The sequence below is a fragment of the Cryobacterium psychrotolerans genome, from assembly GCF_900101115.1.
Taxonomy (GTDB): domain Bacteria; phylum Actinomycetota; class Actinomycetes; order Actinomycetales; family Microbacteriaceae; genus Cryobacterium; species Cryobacterium psychrotolerans.
Genome location: NZ_FNFU01000004.1, coordinates 81,774 through 101,213, shown reverse-complemented (window position 1 = coordinate 101,213; position 19,440 = coordinate 81,774). Strand labels below are relative to the sequence as shown.

14 protein-coding genes and 1 riboswitch are annotated in these 19,440 nt (G+C 69.9%); of the genes, 9 read left to right on the top strand and 5 right to left on the bottom strand.

The features are described from left to right. Window positions 1-306 precede the first annotated feature (306 nt). Together BLQ39_RS05175 and BLQ39_RS05170 are read left to right on the top strand one after the other, a co-directional pair. A complete protein-coding gene (locus BLQ39_RS05175; protein WP_092322267.1) occupies window positions 307-2,160 on the top strand; it encodes an ABC transporter ATP-binding protein in 1,854 nt (617 codons plus the stop codon). Continuing rightward, window positions 2,157-3,962 carry an ABC transporter ATP-binding protein gene (locus tag BLQ39_RS05170; protein ID WP_092322266.1) on the top strand — a complete coding sequence of 602 codons (1,806 nt, stop codon included), beginning with the start codon at window positions 2,157-2,159 and terminating at the stop codon, window positions 3,960-3,962. Before BLQ39_RS05175 ends, BLQ39_RS05170 begins: the two co-directional genes overlap by 4 nt. Window positions 3,963-4,014: 52 nt before the next feature. Here the strand turns inward: BLQ39_RS05170 and BLQ39_RS05165 are convergent, their stop codons facing one another. The 3 genes from BLQ39_RS05165 to BLQ39_RS05155 all read right to left on the bottom strand — a co-directional run bounded on the left by BLQ39_RS05165 (window position 4,015) and on the right by BLQ39_RS05155 (window position 6,339). Beyond that, window positions 4,015-5,508: an alpha-amylase gene (locus BLQ39_RS05165; RefSeq protein ID WP_241982874.1), complete on the bottom strand. Its 1,494-nt coding sequence runs from the start codon at window positions 5,506-5,508 to the stop codon at window positions 4,015-4,017. A 61-nt stretch (window positions 5,509-5,569) separates the two neighbouring features. Beyond that, window positions 5,570-5,884 (bottom strand): MGMT family protein, encoded by a 315-nt coding sequence (locus BLQ39_RS05160; protein ID WP_092322263.1) that lies wholly within the window; start codon window positions 5,882-5,884, stop codon window positions 5,570-5,572. Between the two features lie 2 nt (window positions 5,885-5,886). After that, window positions 5,887-6,339: a GNAT family N-acetyltransferase gene (locus BLQ39_RS05155; protein ID WP_092322261.1), complete on the bottom strand. Its 453-nt coding sequence runs from the start codon at window positions 6,337-6,339 to the stop codon at window positions 5,887-5,889. 156 nt (window positions 6,340-6,495) lie between these two features. On the opposite strand from BLQ39_RS05155, the gene BLQ39_RS05150 reads away from it, so the two are divergent. From BLQ39_RS05150 to BLQ39_RS05135, 4 genes are all read left to right on the top strand, one after another. Beyond that, the gene (locus tag BLQ39_RS05150; protein ID WP_092322260.1) at window positions 6,496-7,710 is read left to right on the top strand and encodes an NADP-dependent isocitrate dehydrogenase; all 1,215 of its coding nucleotides are present in this window, start codon (window positions 6,496-6,498) and stop codon (window positions 7,708-7,710) included. Between the two features lie 125 nt (window positions 7,711-7,835). After that, window positions 7,836-9,728 (top strand): heavy metal translocating P-type ATPase, encoded by a 1,893-nt coding sequence (locus BLQ39_RS05145; RefSeq protein ID WP_092322259.1) that lies wholly within the window; start codon window positions 7,836-7,838, stop codon window positions 9,726-9,728. A 129-nt stretch (window positions 9,729-9,857) separates the two neighbouring features. Continuing rightward, window positions 9,858-12,944, top strand: a complete 3,087-nt coding sequence (locus BLQ39_RS05140; RefSeq protein WP_241986912.1) for a S8 family serine peptidase — start codon at window positions 9,858-9,860, stop codon at window positions 12,942-12,944. Window positions 12,945-13,041: 97 nt separating this feature from the next. Further along, on the top strand, window positions 13,042-14,250 hold the full coding sequence (locus tag BLQ39_RS05135) for an MFS transporter (RefSeq protein ID WP_092322256.1): 1,209 nt from the start codon (window positions 13,042-13,044) through the stop codon (window positions 14,248-14,250). On the opposite strand, the gene BLQ39_RS05130 is transcribed toward BLQ39_RS05135, so the two are convergent. Next, window positions 14,243-14,596 carry a YrdB family protein gene (locus BLQ39_RS05130; protein WP_092322254.1) on the bottom strand — a complete coding sequence of 118 codons (354 nt, stop codon included), beginning with the start codon at window positions 14,594-14,596 and terminating at the stop codon, window positions 14,243-14,245. The two genes, BLQ39_RS05135 and BLQ39_RS05130, sit on opposite strands and share 8 nt — an antisense overlap. Window positions 14,597-14,710: 114 nt before the next feature. Further along, the gene (gene purU, locus BLQ39_RS05125) at window positions 14,711-15,583 is read right to left on the bottom strand and encodes a formyltetrahydrofolate deformylase (protein WP_092322253.1); all 873 of its coding nucleotides are present in this window, start codon (window positions 15,581-15,583) and stop codon (window positions 14,711-14,713) included. Between the two features lie 164 nt (window positions 15,584-15,747). On the opposite strand from purU, the gene BLQ39_RS05120 reads away from it, so the two are divergent. From BLQ39_RS05120 to BLQ39_RS05110, 3 genes are all read left to right on the top strand, one after another. After that, window positions 15,748-16,971 (top strand): MFS transporter, encoded by a 1,224-nt coding sequence (locus tag BLQ39_RS05120; protein ID WP_092322251.1) that lies wholly within the window; start codon window positions 15,748-15,750, stop codon window positions 16,969-16,971. 91 nt (window positions 16,972-17,062) lie between these two features. Next, window positions 17,063-17,151, top strand: a riboswitch (ZMP/ZTP riboswitch). Between the two features lie 27 nt (window positions 17,152-17,178). Next, entirely contained in the window at window positions 17,179-18,477 is a 1,299-nt protein-coding gene (gene glyA, locus BLQ39_RS05115; protein WP_134474608.1) for a serine hydroxymethyltransferase, read from the top strand. Window positions 18,478-18,555: 78 nt separating this feature from the next. Beyond that, on the top strand, window positions 18,556-19,440 hold the full coding sequence (locus BLQ39_RS05110) for a bifunctional methylenetetrahydrofolate dehydrogenase/methenyltetrahydrofolate cyclohydrolase (protein ID WP_092322248.1): 885 nt from the start codon (window positions 18,556-18,558) through the stop codon (window positions 19,438-19,440).

The following is a 19,440-nucleotide window of genomic DNA, read 5'->3' as shown; positions in this document are numbered from 1 at the left end:
ACGAAGAACGACGCGCTCAGGAGGCCGACATGACAAAGACAGCACAGCTCAGGGTCGCGATGGCTGCGAACACCGGCACTGCCTTTGGCGCCCCCAACGCCGCCGCCTCCATCGCCGGCCCGCTCACCGCTCCTTAGCGGCCCCGCGCACAGCCACCCCACCCCACTCACCCCACCGCAGCACGTCGTCGGCGGCACCTGCCGCCCGTCACGCCGGAAGCGCACGTCTTCCGCCGCCCTCGAGCGACTTCGATCGCCGATGCCCGTTTTTCTTGACGCCACGCTCACTTTTTCAGGACCCCCACACATGACCGCACTCGCCGAACACTCACCGCCAGCCGGCCCGGACGCCCGGGAGGAAGGCCGGATGAACACCTTCCGCACGCTGCTGCGCCTCTACCCGTACGCCAAGCCGGCGATGCCGCGCATCTATCTCGGCATGGCCGCCGCCCTGCTCGCCGGCCTGGTCGCGCTCGCGATCCCGCAGGTGCTGCAGCGCCTCGTCGACGGTCCGCTGTCGCAGGGCGACCCGAGCCAGATCTGGCCGGCCGTGCTGATGGTGCTCGCCCTCGGCGTCGTCGAGGCGATCCTGATCGCGCTGCGGCGCTGGTTCGTGCTGCGCCCCGGCACCTTCATTGAGGCCCGCATGCGCAACGGCCTCTACGCCCGGCTGCAGGACCTCCCCGTCACGTTCCACGACCGCTGGCCGAGCGGGCAGCTGCTCTCCCGCGCGGTGAGCGACCTGAACCTGATCCGCCGGTGGATCTCGTTCGGGCTGGTGCTGCTCGTGGTGAACTTCCTCACCATCGTCGTCGGCGTCGTGATCCTGGTCTCGATGAACTGGATCCTCGGCGTGATCTTCGTCGTCTGCTCGATCCCGATCTGGATCTACGGCTACGTGTTCGAGGAGAAATACTCGATCATCGCCCGGCGCAGCCAGGACCAGGCCGGCGACCTCGCGACCGCCGTCGAGGAGTCGGTGCACGGCATCCGCGTGCTCAAGGCGTTCGGCCGCGGCACGTACGCGATGAAGAACTTCGCCAGCCAGGCTGAAAGCCTGCGCGGCACGGAGATCGAGAAGGCCAGGGCGATCGCCGGCATCTGGCTCTGGCTGCTGCTGGTTCCGGATGTCGCCTTCGCGCTCTGCCTCGTCGCCGGTGTCTGGCTGGCCGGGCAGGGGCAGCTCAGCGCGGGCGAACTGGTCGCCTTCTTCGCCACGGCGACCGTGCTGCGCTTCCCGGTCGAATCGATCGGTTTCCTGCTGTCGATGACGTTCGACGCGCGCACGGCGACCGACCGGTTCTTCGACATCCTCGACGCGCCGAACACGATCACCGATCCCGAGCGTCCGGTCACGGTCGAGAAGCCCCTCGGCCGGCTGGCGTTCGAGGACGTGCACTTCCGGTACCAGGATTCGCCCGAGCGGTTCCCCGACCTGCTGGACGGCATCGACCTCGTGCTCGAACCGGGCGAGACCATGGCCCTGGTCGGGCTCACCGGCTCCGGCAAGTCCACGCTGACCGCCCTGACCACGCGCATGTACGACGTGACGGGCGGCCGGGTCACCCTCGACGGCGTCGACGTGCGCGACCTCGGCCGTGAGGAGCTGCGCACGCACCTGGCGATGGCGTTCGAGGACGCCACCCTGTTCTCGGCATCCGTTCGCGACAACGTGCTGCTGGGCCGGTCCGAGTTCGCGGAGCCGAGCCCCGAAGCGGATGCCGTGCTCGAGGAGGCCCTGCAGATCGCGCAGGCGGGCTTCGTGCACGACCTGCCCCAGGGCGTCGACACGCTCGTCGGCGAGGAAGGCATGAGCCTCTCCGGCGGCCAGCGGCAGCGCCTGGCGCTCGCCCGGGCGGTCGCCGCCAGGCCGGCCGTGCTCGTGCTCGACGACCCGTTGTCGGCGCTCGACGTCGACACTGAGGCGCTCGTCGAGGCGGCCCTGCGCGAGGTGCTCGCGTCGACCACGGCGCTGGTCGTGGCCCACCGCCCCTCGACGGTCATGCTGGCCGACCGGGTGGCGCTGCTCGAGAACGGCCGGATCACGGCCGTCGGGCGGCACTCCGAGCTGCTCGCGACCAGCGAGCACTACAAGTTCGTCATCTCCAGCCTGGAGGACGAAGAACGACGAGAGTCGATGCGGAAAGAGGACTCGCTGTGAGTGTCACCGGGGTAGAGGGCGAAGAACGCCATGACTTCACCCGGGCGGAAAGCGCCCAGATCCGCCGACGGTCGCTGAGGCTGCTCGGCTCGCTGCTGCACCCGCTGCGCTGGCCGGTGGTGGGGGCCATGCTCGTCGTGGTCGTCTCCACGGCCGCGCAGGTGGCCGGCCCGCTGCTGATCGCCTTCGGCATCGACAAGGGCCTGCCGGCGCTCATGCAGCAGGACTGGATGCCGCTGGCCCTGGCCGGCGGCGCCTACCTGCTGACCGGGATCATCGGCGCGCTGCTGATCGCCTGGTACACCGTGCTGTCCGCGAGGATCAGCCAGGCCGTGCTGATCGACCTGCGGAAGCGTGTGTTCCTGCACACCCAGAAGCTGAGCCTCGAGTTTCACGAGTCGTACACGTCGGGCCGGATCATCTCGCGCCAGACCAGCGACCTCGACACGATTCGGGAGCTGCTCGACTCGGGCATCAACCAGCTGGTGCAGGGCGTGCTCTACATGGTCTTCACCGCCATCGCCCTGTTCACGCTCGACGGGCAGAGCGGCCTCGTGCTGTTCGCCGCGCTCGTGCCGCTCATCGTGCTCACCCGCTGGTTCCAGCTGCGCTCGCAGACCCTGTTCCGGCAGTCCCGCGTCGCCTCGGCGAGCCTGATCGTGCACTTCGTCGAGACGATGACCGGCATCCGGGCGGTCAAGGCGTTCCGCAAGGAGAAGCGCAACGAGAAGCAGTTCGCCGGCCTGGTCGAGAGCTACCGCGACGTGAACGGCCGGGTCATCCAGCTGTTCGGCATCTTCGACCCCGGACTCGTGCTGATCGGCAACGTCACGGTCGCCGCCGTGCTGCTGGTGGGCGCGTTCCGCGTCGCCGACGGCCAGCTGGCGATCGGCGCGCTCCTGGCCGCGCTGCTCTACACGCGACGCTTCTTCGACCCGATGGAGGAGATGGCGATGTTCTACAACTCCTACCAGTCGGCCGCGGCGGCGCTCGAGAAGATCTCCGGCGTGCTCGAGGAACGCCCCGGCGTGCCCGACCCGATCAAGCCGGTCGACCTGTGGAAGGCCGACGGCGACGTGCGCTTCGACAACGTGCAATTCGCCTACAAGACCGATCGGGTCGTGCTGCCGCACTTCGACCTCACGATCCCGTCCGGGCAGACCATCGCCCTCGTCGGCTCGACCGGCGCGGGAAAGTCGACGCTGGCCAAGCTCATCTCGCGGTTCTACGACCCGTCGGAGGGCCGGGTGCTGCTCGATGGCGTCGACCTGCGCGACCTGCACCCGAAGGACCTGCGCCGGGCGATCGTCATGGTCACCCAGGAGGCGTACCTGTTCAGCGGGTCCGTCGCCGACAACATCGCGATCGGCAAGCCGGATGCGACGCTGGACGAGATCACGGCGGCCGCGCGGGCGGTGGGCGCGCACGGCTTCATCGAGGGGCTCCCCTCCGGGTACGACACGGACGTGAACAAGCGCGGCGGGCGCGTATCCGCCGGCCAGCGTCAGCTGATCTCGTTCGCCCGGGCGTTCCTCGCCGACCCCGCGGTGCTCATCCTCGATGAGGCGACCTCCTCGCTCGACATCCCGAGCGAGCGCCTCGTGCAGGAGGCGTTGCAGACCCTGCTGAGCGATCGCACCGCGGTGATCATCGCGCACCGGCTGTCGACCGTCGCGATCGCCGACCGGGTGCTCGTGATGGAGAACGGCCGGATCGTCGAGGACGGCACCCCGGAGGAGCTCATCACGGGCACCGGCCGGTTTGCGCAGTTGCACGCGGCCTGGCGGGAGTCGCTGGTCTGAACCGGAAACCTGCCGCGGGTGCATCGGGCGGCAGCGCAGGCCGGGCGGCAGTTCAGGACAGCCGGGCCCCCACGTGCAGGGCAACGGCGCCCCCGGGCGGCACGGTGACCCTGGCCGTGCCGTCGGCGGCGACCTCGACGGACCCGCCCGAGCAGGCTTCGGCCGCCGTCGGCGTGCCGCCGCCGGTCACGACGTCGCAATAGCGGCCGGCGGCCAGGCCGGTCTGAAACCGGCGGGTCAGCGGTTCGTCGCCCGCGTTCATGGCGACGAACCCGCGCTCGCCGCGGCTGAACGCGTACGCGTCGCCCCGGGTCCACGAGTTTTCGAGCGGCGCGTCGCCGACGGCGCTCCGCCAGGACACCATGCCGGCGATCGCGTCCCAGCGGTGCTGGCAGACCCAGTCCCCGTCGGAATGGCTCACCTCCGGTCCGACCGTGCCGCAGTCCGCGTCCTGCACCCGGCCGGATGCGTCCTGCGCCGGCCCGTCGTCGCCGGCGCTGAAGGCGTAGCCGGAGTAGAGCACGGGGGAGCCGTAGGGGAGGGCCAGGGTCAGCACATTCGCGAGAACGTACTGGGCACCATCCGTGTAGTTCAGGGTCTCCCCGTTGCGTTCCGTGTCGTGGTTGTCGACGAAGGTGCGGGCGATGCGGCCGGGCAGGAAGCCCCAGTCCTCACCGAATCCCTCGCTGACGCTCATCGTGCCGGACTCGACCATGCCCTCCAGCTCGCGCGCGAAACCGAACTCGAACACGTCGCCGTTGCCCGTGTACATCTCGGGCTGGACCGCCTCCCGGGAACCGCGGATGACCTCCTGCACGACGTAGGCGTCGGGTGGCAGCGGCGCGAGGATCGCCGCCAGGTCGGCGGCCGGGATGTGCTTGGCCGCGTCGATCCGGAAGCCGTCGACGCCGAGCGAGAGCAGGTCGGCCAGGTACGCCGTGATGGTCTTGCGCACGTGCGGCGTCTCGGTGGCCAGGTCGGCGAGGTTCACGAGTTCGCAGCTCTGCACGTCGAACGCGGCCCGGTAGTTGGCGATGTCGTCGCCCTCGCCCCGTCCGCAGTGGTGGAAGTCCCCGGCGGCGTCGGAGTAGAGCCCCGGGTAGTCGTAGTGCCCGTGGCGGCTGCCGGCCCAGCCGACGCCGGGTTCGTCCCGGCCTGTCATGTGGTTCACGACGGCGTCGGCGAGCACGTCGACCCCCGCCTCGTGGCAGGTCGACACCATCGACTCGAACTGCTCCCGCGTGCCGAGTCGGGACTCGACGCGGTAGCTGACCGGCTGGTAGCTCGTCCACCACTCCGGCCCGGTGACGTGCTCGTTCGGGGGAGAGGCGAGCACCCAGGCGATGCCGTTGGGGCCGAGGGTGTCGGTGCATTCGCGGGCGATCGAGTCCCAGTTCCACTGGAACAGCTGCACGCCCACGTCGTGCGTGCCGGCCGGCTGGTCCGCGGCGACGGTGCCCGCAGTCGACAGCCCGGAGCATCCGGAGAGCAGGGCGACGGATGCCGCGATCAGCGTCGCCGCGGCCGGCATTCGAACAGAGACCACGGCACCGCTTCCCGCGCAGCCCCAATGCAAACGCTTGCACCGAGACTAGTACGGCCGGCGTTCAGGAGGGGGACCACCGTGCGGCCGGGTAGTCGATCCGATACGCCGTCGCGCTCGTGACGAGCGGTGTGCCCTCGGCGAGGTAGAACGGCAGGGCGCGGTCCTCGTGCTCGATCGGCGGGTGGCCGCCGGCCCGGATGACACGCCACCACGGAACATCCGACCCGTAATGGGACATGACCTGGCCGACGGCCCTCGCGGCGCGCGAGCCGAGCGCGGCGGCAACGTCGCCGTAGGTCATCACCCTGCCGGGTGGGATCGTGTCGACGATGTCGAGCACGTCCGCCACGAACGCGCTGTCGGGGGTGAAACGCACCGCTACAGCTGCAGCGCGCCGATGGTTTCGCCGTACTGGGTCTGCCCGACGTCCCGGAAGCCGATCCGGTGGAAGAACTCCTCCGGGCCTTCTTCGCCCGGCTCCCAGATCACGTTGATGTGGTCGAACCCGCGCGAGCGGGCCTCCTCGGCGAGGGCCTCCGCGGCGAACTTGCCCACGCCCTTGCCCTGGGCCGCCGCGTCGACGTTGATCCGCCAGATGCACGCGCGGAACTCCTCGTGCTCGGCTTCGGGGTCGAAGTTGCCGTGAATGAAGCCGACGACGTCGTCGCCCTGGAGCACCACGCGCTGCCAGGCGGTGGCCGGGTTGATGACGGTGGCCGCTACGGAATAGGAGACCGGTGCGATGAATTGCTCCTGGCCGGGTTTCAGGCTCAGGTTATTGGCCGCAACGATGTTGCGTGCGGACAGTTCTTCCAGTCGTAGCGTCGCCATGGGAACAGGCTAACCTGCGGCCGGTCCGGTCGGTAGTCGGCAGCCGTACGCACAGGATGAACTCTCGGCAAAGTCTCTCGATGTCAAGATACTTGCACTCCTCTAGTAAGCTTGGCGTCGGCCATTCGCGGCCCACCTACTTTTTGAGGAGAACCATTGTCGAAGATCAAGGTTGAAGGCACAGTCGTCGAGCTCGACGGCGACGAGATGACCCGCATTATCTGGCATGCCATCAAGGACACGCTGATCCACCCGTACCTCGACATCGACCTCGAGTACTACGACCTGTCGATCCAGAAGCGCGACGAGACCGACGACCAGATCACGGTCGACGCGGCACACGCCATCCAGAAGCACGGCGTCGGCGTCAAGTGCGCGACCATCACGCCCGACGAGGCGCGGGTCGAGGAATTCGGCCTGAAGAAGATGTGGGCCTCGCCCAACGGCACCATCCGCAACATCCTCGGCGGCACGATCTTCCGCGAGCCGATCATCATCTCCAACATCCCCCGCCTGGTTCCGGGCTGGAACAAGCCGATCATCATCGGCCGCCACGCGTTCGGCGACCAGTACAAGGCCACGAACTTCCGCTTCGAAGGCGAAGGCACGCTCAGCATGACCTTCACCCCGAAGGATGGCAGCGCGCCGCAGCAGTTCGAGGTCTTCCAGTCGCCCGGCAGCGGTGTCGCCATGGGCATGTACAACCTCGACAAGTCGATCACGGACTTCGCCCGCGCCTCGCTCAACTACGGCCTCGAGCGCAACTACCCGGTGTACCTCTCCACGAAGAACACCATCCTCAAGGCCTACGACGGCCGGTTCAAGGACATCTTCCAGGAGATCTTCGACGCCGAGTTCAAGTCCGCCTACGAGGCTGCCGGCCTCACCTACGAGCACCGCCTCATCGACGACATGGTGGCATCCGCCATGAAGTGGGAGGGCGGTTACGTCTGGGCCTGCAAGAACTACGACGGCGACGTGCAGTCGGACACCGTCGCGCAGGGCTTCGGCTCGCTCGGCCTGATGACCAGCGTTCTCTCGACGCCGGACGGCAAGGTCGTCGAGGCCGAGGCCGCCCACGGTACCGTGACGCGCCACTACCGCCAGCACCAGCAGGGCAAGCCCACCTCGACCAACCCGATCGCGTCGATCTACGCCTGGACCCGTGGGCTCACCCACCGGGCCAAGCTGGACGACAACGCCGCCCTGGCCGAGTTCGCGCTCACGGTGGAAGACGTCGTCATCAAGACCGTCGAGAGCGGCAAGATGACCAAGGACCTCGCCCTGCTCGTGGGTCCGGACCAGGCGTTCCAGACCACCGAGGAGTTCCTCGCTGCGATCGACCAGAACCTGCAGGCGCGCCTGGCCTGACCGTTTCGCACGGCGACGGCCCCGACCTCACCAGGTCGGGGCCGTTCCGCGTCCGGGGCCGGGCATCGGTCAGGAGAGCCTGTCCTTGCTGGCGAGGGGCGCCTGCCGGGGGAAGAATGTTGAGCATGCGAACCTTTGCCCATGCCGCACGCCGGTATCCGATCGTCGCGGCCACCATCCTGGTCGCCGTGGTCGGGGTGGTCCTCTGGCTGAGCGGTGAGACCGCAGGGGTGCGGTGGCTCTTCAGTGGCTTCGGCCTGTTCGTCGCCGGGATCGAGGCCGTCGGCATGGTCAGGCAGCTGCGCCGGGGCAGCTTCGGCATCGACTTCCTCGCCATCACGGCCATCGTCGCCACCGTGCTCGTCGGCGAGTACATCGCCACGCTCATCATCGTGCTCATGCTCTCCGGCGGAGCCGCCCTCGAGGACTACGCGGTCAGCCGCGCCAAGCGGGAGCTGGACTCCCTGCTGAAGCGCGCACCGCAGATCGCGCACCGGGTGCGAGACGGGCAGGGAGAGGTCGAGGATGTCCCGGCGGGCCGGGTGCAGGTCGGCGACGTGATCCTGGTGCGCCCGGCCGAAATCGTCCCCGTGGACGGCGACCTCGTGTCCGAGACGGCGTCCTTCGACGAGTCGTCCCTGACCGGGGAAAGCCTCCCGGTCGAGCGCGGCAGCGGCGATCCCGTGCTCAGCGGATCCATCAACGGAACGGCCGCGGCCACCGTCCGGGCGACCGCGACCGCCTCGAACAGCCAGTACCAGCAGATCATCGCGCTGGTCGAGGAAGCGGCGGCCAGCAAGGCGCCCGTCGTGCGCCTCGCCGACCGCTACGCGGTGCCGTTCACGGCCGTGTCGCTGGCCATCGCGGGCCTCGCCTGGTTCTTCAGCGGAGATCCGGCCCGTTTCGCCGAGGTGCTCGTCGTCGCCACCCCGTGCCCGCTGCTGATCTCGGCGCCGGTCGCGTTCATGGGCGGCATGAGCCGCGCCGCCCGCAACGGCATCATCGTGAAGGGCGGCGGCGTGCTCGAGAAGCTCGCCCGCGCCCGCACCGTCGTGTTCGACAAGACCGGCACGCTCACCCACGGCCAGCCGACCATCGTCGCCGTGCGCCCGGAGCATCCGTTCACGGAGCGCGAGGTGCTCGCGCTCGCGGCGTCCGCCGAGCAGTACTCCTCCCACGTGCTCGCGGCGTCCGTCATCGCGGCCGCCCGCGACCAGGGCGTGGAGCTCACGAGCACCGAGCAGGCCGGCGAAGTCGCCGCTCGCGGGGTGGTCGCCCGCTTCGGCGAACGCGAGGTTTCGGTCGGCAAGCTGTCGTTCATCATCGACCGTGCTCCGGATGCCGCCGCCACGCCGCTCGACGGCGGCGAACTCGCGATCTACGTGGCCGTCGACGGGAAGTTCGCCGGGAGCCTCGTGGCCAGCGACCGGCTGCGCGACAACGCGAAGGCCACGATCGCTGCATTCGCGGCCCGCGGGGTGCGCGACACCGTCATGCTCACCGGGGATGCCCGGCCGACGGCGGAGCACATTGCGGGGCTGGTCGGCATCACTCGCGTGCAGAGCGACTGCCTGCCGGGCGACAAGGTGAACGCCGTGAAGGCGATCTCCCGCCGCCCGGTCATCATGGTGGGCGACGGCGTCAACGACGCTCCGGTGCTCGCGGTCGCCGACATCGGGATCGCGATGGGAGCCAGGGGTGCGACGGCCGCCAGCGAATCGGCCGACGTCGTCATCCTGCTCGACGACCTGTCCCGCACGGCGCGCGCCGTCGCCATCGGGCAGGACACGATCCGGATCGCACTGCAGAGCATCTGGCTGGGAATCATCCTGAGCCTGGGCCTCATGGTGGCGGCCGCGTTCGGGTTCATCCCGGCCACCGCCGGGGCGCTCGCCCAGGAACTCGTCGACCTGGCCACGATCCTGAACGCCCTGCGCGCGATCGGCGGCCGGCGGGATGCCGCGCGCTCCGCCGTGGCGGTGCCTGGGCGCGCTGCACCCTCCTTCGCCAGGGATTGAGCGTCATGCCCCCAGTACGGGGGTGATTGTCGACACAATGCACCGATCATCGGCTAGTTTTTGATTCGTGCACGTCCCTCGGCCGGGGGGCAGCATGCCATTCAACGACGAACGGATTGGACACCACAAGTGACCTTACGCACCCGGCGACCGAGCACCTCGGGCCACGAACCACGATCAAGCCGCGCGCTGCTCCGCAGCGCGACCGCCCTCACACTGACGGTCGGGATGGTGGCCGCTGCGGCCCTTCTCGGCGGAACCGCTGCAACGGCCGTGGCCCAGCCCACAACCAGCGCGGCGGCGGCCAAGCCGTCCGCGAGCTTCGAGGACGGCCGCTACATGGTCACCCTGGCGGCCAGCGCTGTCGCCACGTACTCCGGCGGGGTCAACGGTTTCGCGGCCACGAAGCCGGCCAAGGGCAAGCAGCTCGACGCCCGGTCGAAGGACTCGAAGGCGTACGCCGGCCACCTCAAGGCCCAGCAGAAGAAGATCGCGGCGGCCGCGGGCGTGAGCATCGACTACTCCTACACGACTGCCATCAACGGCTTCGCTGCCACCCTCACCGCGGCCCAGGCCGCCACGCTCTACGCCAACCGTGCCGTGCTCTCGCTGGAGAAGGACTCGATCCGCCAGATCACGGCGCAGTCCTCGACCGAGTTCCTCGGCCTCGGCAAGGCCGACGGCCTCGGCGGTCTTTGGGAGTCCACGGGCGGCGTCGCCACGGCAGGCGCCGGCGTCGTCGTCGGCATCGTCGACACCGGCATCGCGCCGGAGAATGCCTCGTTCACCGGCGCTCCGCTGGGCACGGCCAGCGGCGCCGCGCCGTACCGCACGGCCGACGGCAGCATCAGCTTCGCCAAGTCCGACGGGGGCACCTTTACCGGCGCCTGTGTCACCGGCGAGCAGTTCACCGCCGCCGACTGCAGCACCAAGATCGTCGGAGCCCGGTACTACGTCAACGGTTTCGCCGCCTCGCAGATCGGCAGCGCCGACGTCGGCGAGTACGTCTCCCCGCGAGACGGCGACGGACACGGTTCGCACACCGGCAGCACCGCGGTGGGCAACCACGCGGTCGCGGCATCCGTCGGCGGCATCGACTTCGGCACCATCTCGGGTGTCGCTCCGGCAGCCAAGATCGCCGCATACAAGGTCTGCTGGTCGGGTCCCGACGCGGTCAGCCAGGACGACGACGGATGCGCAACCAGCGACCTCGTCGCCGCGATCGACCAGGCCACCAAGGACGGCGTTGACGTGATCAACTTCTCCATCGGCGGCGGAGCGGCCCAGACCACGGTGTCCGCCACCGACATGGCCTTCCTCGGCGCGGCATCCGCCGGCATCTTCGTCGCAGCCTCGGCCGGTAACTCCGGCTCGGCGGCGTCGACGCTGGACAACGCCTCACCGTGGATCACCACCGTCGCGGCCAGCACCATCCCGAGCTACGAGGCCACCGCCACCTTCGGCAGCGGCGCGAAGTTCGCCGGTGGCTCGATCACGGTCCCGACGACCGGTGTGACCGGTTCCCTGGTGCGCGGCGACCTCGTCGCGGCCCGCCGCGGCGTCGACCCGCTGCTCTGCGGACCGGGTTCGCTCGACCCGACCAAGGTGGCCGGCAAGATCGTCTTCTGCGCACGCGGCGTGTACGCCCGCGTCGACAAGTCGGCCGAGGTCAAGCGCGCCGGTGGTATCGGCATGGTGCTGGTGAACCCGTCGTCGAGTTCGCTCGACCTGGACCAGCACTCGGTTCCGTCCGTGCACCTGAACGGCGACGCCTACGCCACGGCCTTCGCCTACGCCGGCACCGCCGGTGCGACGGTGACGCTCACGCCGGGCAACGAACTCGGCACGACGCCGGCTACGCCGCAGGTTGCCGGATTCTCCTCGCGGGGACCGGTCCTGGCCGACGGCAGCGACATCATCAAGCCGGACATCTCGGCCCCCGGTGTCGCCATCCTGGCCGGCGGCGCGAACGCCGCGGGCGACGCCGGCACGTACAAGTTCCTGTCCGGAACGTCGATGTCGTCGCCGCACATGGCCGGTCTCGCCGCGCTGTACTTCGGTGAGAAGCCCACGGCCAGCCCGGCCGAGGTGAAGTCGGCGTTCATGACCACCGCCTACGACACGAAGAATGCGACCGGCGGAGCAGTGACCGACCCGTTCACCCAGGGGGCGGGCCACGTCGACCCGACGAAGTTCTTCAACCCGGGCTTCGTCTACCTCAACGGCGCGGACGACTGGTGGTCCTTCATCAAGGGCGCCGGCTACACCTGGCAAGGCTCGGACGATGTCGCGGCGATCGACCCGTCGAACCTCAACCTGGCGTCCATCGGCATCGGATCCCTCACCAAGGCGGAGACGGTCACCCGCACGGTGACGTCCACGCAGGCGGGCACCTTCACCCCCACGGTGATCGGACTCAACGGCATCACCGCGGTGACCTCACCGGCGGAGCTCGTGTTCGACTCGGCCAACCAGGTCAAGTCCTACACGGTGACGTTCACCCGCACCACGGCGCCCCTCGACACGTTCGCGACCGGTTCGCTGAACTGGACGAGCGGCACCACCGTGGTGCACAGCCCGCTGGCGGTCAAGCCCGTCACGATCGAGGCGCCCGGTTCCGCCAACGGAACCGGCGTGTCCGGCTCCGTGGAGATCGCCGTGACGCCGGGTTCGACCGGCCCCATCGCCCTGACGACCGACGGCCTCGCGGCCGGCGTGCAGCTCAAAGAGAAGAAGGGCGGCCCGGGCAAGGCCTACAGCGGTAACGGAGTCGCCGGCACGGAGATCACCTTCAACGTGCAGGTTCCGGCGGGGACGGCGCTGCAGCGCTTCGACCTCGACTCGCTGACCGATGCCGCCGACCTGGACCTCATCGTCTACCGGCTGGACGGCAAGGGCGGCACCGCGGTCGATGGCTGGCAGTCGGCCACGGCGGCGACGGACGAACACGTCGACCTGATGAACCCGATCGCCGGGTACTACCAGGTCATCGTGTCGGTCTTCAGCGGCAACGACACCTACGACCTGACCAGCTTCTCGGTCATGCCGGACGGCGGCGTCGGAACCTTCACGGTCCCGGCCTCCATCGACGGTGTCCAGGGCATCGAAACGCAGTACACGGCGTCGTGGTCCGGGCTGACTTCCGGGACCGATTACCTGGGGCTGGTGCGCTACGGCACCTCCGGCTTCTCGACGATCGTGTCGGTGAAGAACTAGCACCAACCGAACCAGCACTAGCGGAGAGGCGGCGACGGAAGGCAACATCCGTCGCCGCCTCTCTCTCTGCCTGCCGCGCACACCGTAACCTGAGGGGATGCGACGAGAGGGGATGCGACGAGCTCGGCCGGTGAGGCCCCGCTTCTCCCGTGACGTCTACGTGCTCGGCGTCATCGCGTTCTTCGTCATGGTCGGGTTCGGCGTGGTCGTGCCGGTGCTGCCCGTGTACGTGCGCAGCTTCGGAGTCGGCTATGTCGAGGTGGGGGCCGTCGTCTCGGCCTTCGCCCTGATGCGGCTGGTCGCCAGCCCGTTCTGCCCGCGCTTCATCGACTGGTGGGGCGAGCGCACGACGCTGGCCGTCGGGATCGGAATCGTCGCCGTGTCCAGCGGGCTGGTCGGCATCGCCCAGGACTACCCGCAGCTGCTCCTGCTCCGCGGTGTCGGCGGCATCGGCTCGGCCATGTTCACCGTGTCGGCGATGACGCTGCTGCTCGGTTCGACCTCGCCCGGCATCCGGGCCAGGGCGATCGGTTTCTACCAGGGCGGCTTCCTGATCGGCGGCATGGCCGGCCCCGCGCTCGGCGGGCTGCTGGCCACGATCTCGCTGACCGCCCCGTTCTTCTTCTACGCGGCGACCCTCGCGGTCGCCGGCCTGGTCGGCCTCGTCCTGCTGCGCCCGGCCACCCGCGCCGCCGCCGCCGCCGGTTCCGGCGCCCAGGCCGATCGCATCCCGTTCCGCACGGTGCTTCGCGACCGCCGCTTCCGCGCCGCCTGCCTGGCCAACTTCTCGCAGGGCTGGACCTCGTTCGGCGTGCGCAACTCCCTCATCCCCGTGCTCGTCGTCGAGGTGCTCAAGGGTCCCAGTTCGTGGACGGGCCTCGCCTTCGCCGCCGCGGCGGTCGCCCAGACGCTGGCGCTCGGCCCGGCAGGCCGGTTCGTCGACCTGGTCGGCCGCCGGCCGGCGATGATCGGGGCCTTCGCGCTCGCCGCCGTGACGATCCTGGCCGTACCCTTCGCGGGCAACATCTGGCTGCTCACCGGCCTGCTCTGCCTGTACGGGGTGGCGGCGGCGTTCATGGGGACCGCGCCGGCCGCGGCGGTCGGGGACGCGGCCGGGGCATCCGGGGGGCGGCCGGTCGCCGTGTTCTCGATGTTCGCCGACGCCGGCGCCATCGTCGGGCCGCTGGTCGCGGGCCTGCTCGCCGACACCCTGTCCTACCCGGCCGCGTTCGCGGTGGGGGCGGTGCTGTTCCTGGCGACGTCCGCCTACGCGATGCGGATGCCGCGGGAGACGCGCGTCAGCTGAGTTCCTTGCGGCCGGAGATGACGCCGCTGACCGTGGCGACGAGCGCGAAGACCGCTGCGACGACGGGCTGGTCGAGGTCCCACCAGGCCAGTGCCGCCGCACCGAAGACGGCGATCTCGACGACGGCCTTGCCGAACGGGTCGAGCCGGAACACGGCCTTGGGCGAGCGGAACAGGCCCCAGAGCACAATCGCGAAGGCCGGCGCCAGGATGCCCACGAGCACGCCGGGCCAGGGCAGCGGCCACGCGGCGAACCCCCAGAAGCCGAGGCTGACGAAGGCGAAGAGCTCCAGCAGGAACCTCAGGACGTCGTTGGGGCCGATCGTGGTCTCGCCTGTCTCTTTCACCCGCCAATCCTACCGACCCTGTCCCGTCACCGACTCCCCGCGAAACCGCAGTTGTGCGCACTAAAACGCGTTCATAACGCGCACAAGTGCGGTTTCGCGGGAGGGGAGAGGGGGTTACTTGAAGATGATGGTGCGGGCGCCGTCGACGAGCACCCGGTTTTCCGCGAACCACTTGACCGCCTGGCTGAGCGTGCGGCTCTCCTCGTCCTGGCCGATCGCGACGAGCTCGCCCGGCGTGCGGGAGTGGTCCACGCGCACGACGTTCTGCTCGATGATCGGTCCCTCGTCGAGGTCGCCGGTCACGAAGTGTGCGGTCGCGCCGATCAGCTTCACCCCGCGGGCGTGCGCCTGCCGGTACGGGTTGGCGCCCTTGAAGCCGGGCAGGAACGAGTGGTGGATGTTGATGGCCCGGCCGGCGAGGCGCTCGCACAGTCCGGGGGAGAGGATCTGCATGAACCGGGCGAGCACGACGAGCTCGATGTCGTTCTGCTCGACCGCGTCGACGACGCGAGCCTCGAACGCGGCCTTGCTGGCGGCATCCGTGATCGGCAGCGATTCGAAGGGCACGCCGTAGAAGCCGACCAGGTCACGCAGGGTGCCGTGGTTGCTGAGCACCAGCGGGATCTCGACCGGCAGCTGGCCGGCGCGCTGGCGGAAGAGCAGGTCGTTGACGCAGTGCCCGGCCGTCGAGGCGAGCACGAGCGTGCGGAGAGGGCGGCCGACGACGTCGATGACGGAGGTCATCTCGTAACGGTCGACCACGGGGGCCAGCCCGGCCTCGAGCTCCGCCCGGTCGGCGGGGGACTCCACCTGCAGGCGCATGAAGAACCGGCCGGTGTCGGCGCTGGAGAATTGCTGGCTCTCGGTGATGTTGCCGCGGGCCCGCACGATCGCCCCGCTGACCGCGTGCACGATGCCGGGCCGGTCGGCGCAGACCAGCGTGACCACCCAGTGGTGGTGGGCAACCGGCGGCGGGTTACTGGTCATGCCCCCAGATTAGCGGCCCCCAGGCGGCCGCGCGCCCGTCGGTTAGACTGCTTACGGCCGTCGGAATCCGCTCGGCCCCGGGCGCGCACGCTGGCGCGCAGTCGATCCTTGCCCCGCCCCACCGGTGTGAACGGCAGGATCCGCCGTCCGTGAGCCATGGCCCCATGTCGAAAACCACCCCCCACGTTCCGCTCCGCGGCCAGGCGGCCTTCCCCTGGCTCGGCCTGATCACGCTCTCCTCCGCCGTCTTCCTCTCGGTGACGAGCGAGATGCTGCCGACCGGGCTGCTGCCGGAGATGAGCCGGGACCTCGACGTCACCCAGTCCCGGATCGGGCTGCTCGTCAGCTGGTTCGCCTTCACCGTGGTGCTCACGAGCACGCCGCTGGCCCACCTGACCCGACGCCTGCCCCGGCACGGGCTGATCGTGGCCGTGCTGATCGTCTTCGCGCTCAGCAACGTGCTCACTGCCGTCGCGCCCACCTACGAGTTCCTCGTCGTCTCCCGGGTGGTCGGCGGGATGGCCCACGGGCTCTTCTGGTCGGTCGTCGGCGCCTACGCCGCGCACCTCGTGCCGAAGGAGCAGATCGGCCGCGCCGTGTCGATCACGATCGCCGGCGGAACCGTGGCCTTCGTCTTCGGCGTGCCCGTCGCAACGGCCGCCGGGCAACTGCTCGGCTGGCGCCTGTCCTTCGCCGTGCTGGCCGGGCTCATGCTCGCCGGTGCCGTGCTCGTCTGGCGCCTGCTGCCGCCGGTCGAGCACTACGCCGGCACGACGGATGCCGCGGCATCCGCCCCCGGCGCCGCCCCGCCCCGCCGGGACCCGACGGTCCCCGCCGTCGTGCTGGTCTGCGTCATCACGGCGGTGACAATGATCGGCCACTTCACGTTCTACACCTACATCGCACCGTTCCTGATCGAGGAGGTGGGGGTCCGGGGCGTCGACGTCGCGCCCCTGCTCTTCCTCTTCGGGATCGCCGGCGTCGTCGGCCTCATCCTCGCCGGCACGGTCTTCGGCCCCCGGCCGCAGCGCGGCCTGCTGGTCAGCCTCGCGCTCGCCGCAGTCAGCGTCACCGTGCTCGCCGTGTCCACCGAGACGCTTCCGGTGGCCGTCACGGCCTTCGTGCTCTGGGGGCTCGCCTTCGGCGTGCTGCCCCCGCTGATGCAGACCAGGCTCCTGCACGCCGCCTCGCACCGCATCCGCGACACCGCGAGCGCGTTCTACACGACCGCGTTCAACACCGGGATCGGCGGCGGCGCCCTGCTCGGGGCGGTGCTGCTCGACACCGTCGGGCTCGCGGTCGTCCCGTTCGTCTACGCCGGCATCCTGGTCGCCGCGTTCACGTTGGCGCTGGTCAGCGGGCGGATCGTGCGCCGACGGGCCACCTGAGCCGGCCAGGGAGCCCGGCAATACGCGGGCATGTGCTCGTGACGACGTGCTCGTCACAGACGAGCCGGGCACCCGCCCGGGCTGATAGGATCGTTCGTGTCGCAACTGGCGTAGCACGAAGATGGGTCACCATCGGGGAGCGACTGACACGGTTAGTGGCCGCACGCCTGGGCCGCAGCATCCACCGATATGTCTAAGGAGACCCCCGTGTCCACCACCGTGCCAGCCCACTCCGTGCCCTCCACGTTCAACGATTCCCTGCAGGACGTTGACCCCGAGATCGCCGCCGTCCTCGAACAGGAGCTCGGACGCCAGCGCGACTACCTCGAGATGATCGCAAGCGAGAACTTCGTTCCGCGCGCCATCCTGCAGTCGCAGGGTTCCGTGCTGACCAACAAGTACGCCGAGGGCTACCCGGGCCGCCGCTACTACGGCGGCTGCGAATACGTCGACGTCGCCGAGCAGCTCGCGATCGACCGGGCCAAGGCCCTCTTCGGCGCCGAGTACGCCAACGTGCAGCCGCACTCCGGGGCGACCGCCAACGCGGCCGTGCTCTCCGCGATCGCCACGCCCGGCGACACCATCCTCGGCCTCGAGCTCGCCCACGGCGGCCACCTCACCCACGGCATGAAGCTCAACTTCTCCGGCAAGCTGTACAACCCGGTCGCCTACGGCGTCGACCCCGAGACCTTCCGTGTCGACATGGACGTCGTGCGCGACAAAGCACTCGAGCACAAGCCCAAGGTCATCATCGCCGGCTGGTCGGCCTACCCGCGCCACCTCGACTTCGCGGCCTTCCGCAACATCGCCGACGAGGTCGGCGCGCTGCTCTGGGTCGACATGGCGCACTTCGCCGGCCTCGTCGCCGCCGGGCTGCACCCGTCCCCGGTTCCGCACGCCGACGTCGTCTCGAGCACCGTGCACAAGACCCTCGCCGGTCCCCGCTCGGGCTTCATTCTCTCCCGCGACATGACGCTGGCCAAGAAGCTCAACTCCAACGTGTTCCCCGGCCAGCAGGGCGGCCCGCTCATGCACGTCATCGCCGCGAAGGCGACCGCGTTCAAGCTGGCGGGCGAGCCCGAGTTCAAGGAGCGCCAGGAGCGCACCCTGCGCGGCGCGAGCATCCTCGCCGACCGCCTCACCGCCGAGGACTCGAAGGCCGGCGGCGTCGACGTGCTCACCGGCGGAACCGACGTTCACCTCGTGCTCGCCGACCTCCGCAACTCGCCGATCAACGGCCAGCAGGCCGAGGACGCCCTGCACGAGGTCGGCATCACGGTCAACCGCAACTCCGTCCCGTTCGACCCCCGCCCGCCGATGGTGACCAGCGGCCTGCGGATCGGCACGCCGGCCCTCGCCACGCGCGGCTTCGGCGACGCCGAGTTCACCGTCGTCGCCGACATCATCGCCGAGGCGCTCAAGCCGGATGCCGACATCCCGGCCCTCCGCGCCCGGGTGAAGGTGCTCACCGCGGCCTTCCCGCTCTACCCGGGCCTGCAGCAGTAACGGCCAGACCCGGGCCCCGGCCCTCGCCGGGGCCCGGGCCGAATTCGCTGAAGGACTGACCGACAGAATGGATCACTCATGACGGCAATCACTCTCGACGGGGTCGCGACGGCGTCCGCGGTCAAGGCCGAGCTGGCCGAACGCATCTCGGCCCTCCGCTCCCACGGCATCGTGCCGGGCCTCGGCACCCTGCTCGTCGGCGACGATCCCGGATCCCGCTCCTACGTCGCGGGCAAGCACCGCGACTGCGCCGAGGTCGGCATCGAGTCGATCCGGATCGACCTGCCCGCCTCGGCGACCTCGGCCGATGTGCGGGCCGCCATCGCCGACCTCAACGCCAGCCGCGAGGTGACCGGGTACATCATCCAGCTGCCGCTGCCGGTCGGCCACAACGACAACGCCATGCTCGAACTGATCGACCCGGCCAAGGATGCCGATGGGCTGCACCCGACCAACCTCGGCCGGCTCGTGCTCGGTATCGAGGGCGAGCTCAACTCGCCGCTTCCCTGCACCCCGGCGGGCATCGTCGAGCTGCTGCGCCGCTACGACGTGCCGATCGTCGGCCGGAAGGTCGTCGTGATCGGCCGCGGACTCACCGTCGGCCGTCCGCTCGGCCTGCTCTTCACCCGCAAGGGGCTGGATGCCACGGTGACCCTCACCCACTCGCGCACCGTCGACCTGCCGGGCGAGGTCCGACGCGCGGACATCGTCGTCGCCGCCGTCGGGGTGCCGCACCTCGTGCAGGCCGACTGGGTCAAGCCCGGGGCGGCCGTGCTCGACGTCGGCATCACCCGGGTGACCGACCCGGTCACCGGCAAGGGCACGCTGACCGGGGATGTGCATCCGGATGTCGCGGCGGTCGCCGGCCACCTCTCGCCCAACCCCCGCGGCGTCGGACCGATGACCCGCGCCATGCTGCTGGGCAACGTGGTCAAGGCCGCCGAACAGTCCCTCCGCAAGTAG